Below are 4,912 nucleotides of genomic sequence, written 5' to 3'. Positions count from 1 at the left end.
CCCTCCGCGTCACACGCTCCACAAGGAAAAAGTAACGTTTGGCACACGCCCCGCGAGTTTTTTCTCGCTTACGAATGGAGGGAAAGTATATGTTGCTTTATCACTGTAAAGTAACATATACTTTCCTATACCATAACGAAAGACCGTTCTGAAATCAGAACGGTCCTCTTTTTCATATACTAGTCACGCGTTACAAATTGAATATCAAGCGTACGCAGATACGTCTGCAATCCTGCATCCTGAATGGGCAGAATATAGGCCGGAGCACCGGATTCATTGTGGTGGGAATGCCATTTGCCCGGCGGAGTAACGAAAGCCTTGCCCGGTTCCCAATCGATGCGGAGCGGGTTTACGATTTGCTTCGTGACCGGATCGACCTGGTCACCGACAAGCGTATAGCAGCCGGGCTTACAGTCAACGACAAAGTCAAGTGCCACCGATTTATGGCTGTGCGGAAGCTGTATCGCCCCTATCGGCACTACGCCGAACATCGCCCATAACGTATGGGTAATCGTAAGCGTCTGATTGAAGGCCGCATTATTGAGCAGCACGGAAATCCGGTTCTTCTTGTGTGCATCCGGCGCTGAAGCCGCAAGCTCCAGCTCCGCCCTTACCTTTTCCCCTGCAAATAAAACGGGGCGGAAGCGGGGAGTGGTAGCGGTAACACCAAGATAATCAAGCAGCGGTGTGTCGAGCACATAATAGCATGTCGTATCTTCTTCCGCGACATGCTTGCTGGACGAGCCGGCAGGCAGTGTAAGAAAATCCCCGGCTTTCCAGTGTATTTGTACTCCGTCTATTTCCGTATAGCCTCGTCCGGAGATTATATAGTAGAGTTCGCTTGTGGCATTCGGATTTGTTTCCAGCCTCTCTCCCGCTTTGATGCGTATGAAATGAGCCAGCAGTGACGGGCTGGTGGCAGGATAGTCGGTGCCCAGCGCTTCGGAAAGATCAAGAGGTACGATGCGTGTCGGTCCTGTCGTATAGAGCTCTGCGGAGAATTCGCTTGCCGGGATTGGACTGATAAAGCCGGAGCCGATCGGATCGGCTGCCTTTGTGTACTCATAGAAACGGGCATCGCCAGCCCAATTTTCCCGAACTTCCCCTACAGCCAAATTTCCGGCTTGAAATGCGGCGGTCTTATTCGTCATCATGTTCTCCTCCTTATTTTCTGTGAAAATCATGAGAAAAGAAAGAAGGGGAGAGGAAAGAAGATCCAGGGAAGAAAAAGGCGTTCGCCTTTTTCCACATTGAAATCATACCCTCGTTCTTTTCTCTTTTTTCCTTCGTACTCCAAAAGTCAGCCGCCCTTCCCTCATTTCATGTCGGGGTTGCGGCTGAAACGCCATAGTAGTTTTCTGCCTTGTAGCTCCATGGTATTATTAACCTTAACATCGTGTCTAATATATAATTCATAGCCATAATATTCGTTATACGAATAAACTGAAATAAGGTGATAGAATATGGAGCTTCGCCATTTGGAATACTTTATGGCCGTAGCTGAAGAGCTCAACTTCAGCAGAGCGGCGGCGCGGCTGAACATTACACAGCCTCCGTTGAGCCAGCAAATTCAACAGTTGGAGAGAGAGCTTGGTGTTCCTCTTTTTCACCGTGAGAAAAAACGTATTCAACTAACCGGCGCAGGAGAATTGTTTCTGGTTGAAGTACGGCGGATTCTCGCCGGCGTGTCACACGCCGTCAAGGTTGCGCAGCGCGCCCATCGCGGGGAGGTCGGTTCACTGGTCGTAGGATTCGTAGGCTCGGCTACATACGACATTCTGCCGGCCGTGATCCGCGAATATCAGCTTCGCTTCCCCGACGTGCATATCTCTCTTTACGAAATGTCCACACCGGAGCAAATCGAGGCTCTCCGCCAGAATCGCATCGATATCGGAATCCTGCGGCCCCCTGTATCGGACCCTGCCCTGCGCACCAATATTGTCCAGGCGGCACCGTGCGTACTCGCTCTGCCTAAGAATCATCCACTGTTAGAAAAGAAAGAAATCCGTCTCGTTGACACAGCTCATTTCCCGTTTGTTGCCCTATCGCGAAAAACATGGGCAGGGCTGTATGATGAATTCCTCAGCCTCTGCAACCGGATGGGCTTTCACCCTATCATCCGTCAGGAGGCGCTGGAATTTCAGACCGTCATCGGTTTAGTGGCTGCCGGCATCGGCATTGCGGTCGTACCTGTTTCGGCCATGAATCTCCATACGCAGGATGTGGTGTACCGCAATGTAAAAGATGGAATGCCGAACGCTGCTATGGGCCTATCATGGCGCAGGGATGCCGCATCGCCTCTGGTGGATAAATTTGTACACATTGCAAAGAAATTTGTAATATCCGGTACGACTCAGGCACCCGGTACAATCCATACTCCCGGCAATGAGTAAATATTTTGTTTTTTTTAAAAAAGATGGTTGATATTTAAGCGGTTTCCTATATGATTAAAGTAGTTTCTATATTTATCCAGAAAGGAGATTGCGATGAAATATTCACTGCCGCTGGCTGCGCTGCTGCTGGCGTCTTCGCTTGTTCCCGCCGTTCCGGCTTTAGCCGCCGGGACCGAAAGCGAGATCGCTCAACCTGCAGCCTCAGTCAAATCTACAGAACACCTTGCTCCGATTCCTCCTGCCGTACAAAAGTCAATGGACAAGTTATTTTCCCTGCAGCCGGAATTAAAAAGACTGCATGTTACTGGCAGCTATCCCTCAGAGGGAGACGGGCGATTTGTCGTAACCCTCAGCAATCAAAAGCCGGAAGAGGCTTGGAATCCAAAAGGGCTGTCGAACGCTCATCTGATTTTCGATAACAGCACCGGAGAACTGCTGGGATTCGATCTGCAAATCTGGGAATGGGCATCCGATAAGATGCCGTCCCGTCAGCTAACATTGGAAGCCGCAGATCGCTTTCTGACCGAATGGTTCGGAGCGGAAAACAGGCAGAAATTCGGCAAACCGGAATCCAATGGCGCCGGCTCCTCAACCACACACCACGATGACGGAACAAAAACAACATGGGCAACTCGTCATGCGGAGTTTCCCCTTGTGCTGAATGGACTTCCCGTATCCGGCGGCGGAGGGCCGCATCTGGGTGTCGACTCTTTCGGTCATGTCGTGAACTATACATATACCCCGATAGATTTAGACAACATTTCTGTACCGAAGCCGGATACCGCCAGACCCGCGGAAGAAATCAAACAAAAGGCAGTTACCGCTGACAGCATAGACGTAAGCTACATAGAAGCACAGCCGGAAAAATACACACGGCTTTCCGTTAACACAAAAACGAAACCTGTACTGCGATATGACTTCCAGAGGTATGGCTACCTTCATCCCGTGACGGGCAAACCGATCGATACGTTGAGCGGAAAAGAAATAGATAAAAACAGGCAGCCTTCCGTCTCCAAACAAGAAGTTACGCTTCAACCGAAAGGGCAGCCCATTATCGTCCGTTCTGAAGACGAGGCAAAGCAATTAATCGGACAACTACTTGGCATGGCTGACGCCCGGACAAAGCTGCGCACAGCGGAACATCGAGTTCCTGAAAATAACGAAGACAACCCGCAGCAAATGTATGAATTCGACACCGAGGATCACCAAATTTTTTCATATGTTTTGGTAGATAAGAGGACAGGACAAGTCCAGCATGCCAGTGTGCAGGTAAACCGGGAACCGCAGGAACAGGCGGCAAAAGTCACGAAAGAGGAAGCATACGCCACAGCCCTCTCTTTCCTTCAGACATATGCCAGTCCGACAGCCAAACAATTGGAGTCGATCGATTTCTCCTGGGAAGAGCCGGAACTTCCAGCCTGGGTCGATAAAAGCAAACTGCCGGAAGGAATTCTTGAAAATCAATCAAATGAATACTCTTTCTTTTTCCAGGAGATGCATCAAGGCATTCCCGTACAGGACCGTTCCTATCAAGTAACGGTGGACAAGCAAACAGGAAAAGTGGTTGGATTCTCACTTGCTGTTCCAAAAGAAAAGCTGGAGCTGCCTGATGCCAAAAACATCGTAACGAAGACGCAGGCTGTGACGATGTTTTTGAAAAACGAAGCGCTGAAGCTGCAGTACATTTGGCCGCAGTATATGAATCAGCGTGCACCGGCTCCGATTCTTGTCTACGGCTGGGACAATTCGAAAGGTTATGGATACGTGGATGCTACAACAGGCGAATATGTAAACGTACCTGTGGAATGGGACGAGGAATAAGGATTACCATCTCAGACTCTTTCCATAAGAAAAAAACCGCTCAGAGAGATTTCCTTCCTGAGCGGTTTTTTTTTGACGGCGGGTTTAATAGCGAGCCGTCAGCATCTTCTTGCGCGTGTAGAATTCGACCCCGTCGCGCCCGTTGGCGTGCAAATCTCCGTAGAAGGAATTCTTGTATCCCGAGAACGGGAAAAAGGCCATCGGAGCAGGTACGCCCACATTGACACCCAGCATCCCGGCATCCATCTCATCACGGAACTGGCGCACCGCTTTGGCACTATCAGTATAAAGGCAGGCACCGTTGGCGAATGCGGACTGATTGGCAAGCGCAATGGCTTCCTCCAAATTGCTGACGCGGACAACCGAAAGTACCGGGGCGAAAATCTCATCCTTCCAAATCGACATGTCTGTCGTCACCCGATCAAAAATGGTCGGACCGATAAAGTATCCTCCCTCGACTTGTACCTTATCATTTCGTCCGTCGCGGACCAATACCGCGCCTTCCTTTTCACCGGCTTCGATATAACGAATGGTCCGGTCTTTATGCGAATCACGGATAACGGGTCCTAAGAAGACACCTTCCTCCAGTCCGTTGCCCATTTTGATGCTGTCCGCTTCTTCTCGCAGACGGCGTACAAGTTCGTCCCCGATCTCCCCTACGGCGACGACCACCGCGCACGCCATGCAGCGCTCGCCTA

At 50.4% G+C, this 4,912-nt stretch carries 4 protein-coding genes; 2 read left to right on the top strand and 2 right to left on the bottom strand.

The window, feature by feature from the left end; genetic code table 11:
* Positions 1-179: 179 nt before the first annotated feature.
* Positions 180-1,154: a cupin domain-containing protein gene (locus B2899_RS09975; RefSeq protein ID WP_246147310.1), complete on the bottom strand. Its 975-nt coding sequence runs from the start codon at positions 1,152-1,154 to the stop codon at positions 180-182.
* Between the two features lie 309 nt (positions 1,155-1,463).
* On the opposite strand from B2899_RS09975, the gene B2899_RS09970 reads away from it, so the two are divergent.
* Positions 1,464-2,393 carry a LysR family transcriptional regulator gene (locus B2899_RS09970; RefSeq protein ID WP_146810155.1) on the top strand — a complete coding sequence of 310 codons (930 nt, stop codon included), beginning with the start codon at positions 1,464-1,466 and terminating at the stop codon, positions 2,391-2,393.
* Between the two features lie 93 nt (positions 2,394-2,486).
* The gene (locus B2899_RS09965; RefSeq protein ID WP_286885486.1) at positions 2,487-4,214 is read left to right on the top strand and encodes a YcdB/YcdC domain-containing protein; all 1,728 of its coding nucleotides are present in this window, start codon (positions 2,487-2,489) and stop codon (positions 4,212-4,214) included.
* Positions 4,215-4,298: 84 nt separating this feature from the next.
* On the opposite strand, the gene B2899_RS09960 is transcribed toward B2899_RS09965, so the two are convergent.
* Positions 4,299-4,912: aldehyde dehydrogenase family protein (locus B2899_RS09960; RefSeq protein ID WP_286885484.1), on the bottom strand; the 614-nt coding region annotated here is incomplete at its 5' end.

The sequence above is a fragment of the Aneurinibacillus sp. UBA3580 genome, assembly GCF_002375825.1.
Classification (GTDB): Bacteria; Bacillota; Bacilli; order Aneurinibacillales; family Aneurinibacillaceae; genus Aneurinibacillus; species Aneurinibacillus danicus.
Note: the sequence above shows the minus strand (reverse complement) of the source record. Positions and strands in the feature narration are given on the sequence as shown.

Coding starts and splice junctions, on each gene's coding strand:
- B2899_RS09975 (WP_246147310.1), bottom strand. CDS start 1,154: ATGATGACGAATAAGACCGCCGCATTTCAAGCCGGAAATTTGGCTGTA.
- B2899_RS09970 (WP_146810155.1), top strand. CDS start 1,464: ATGGAGCTTCGCCATTTGGAATACTTTATGGCCGTAGCTGAAGAGCTC.
- B2899_RS09965 (WP_286885486.1), top strand. CDS start 2,487: ATGAAATATTCACTGCCGCTGGCTGCGCTGCTGCTGGCGTCTTCGCTT.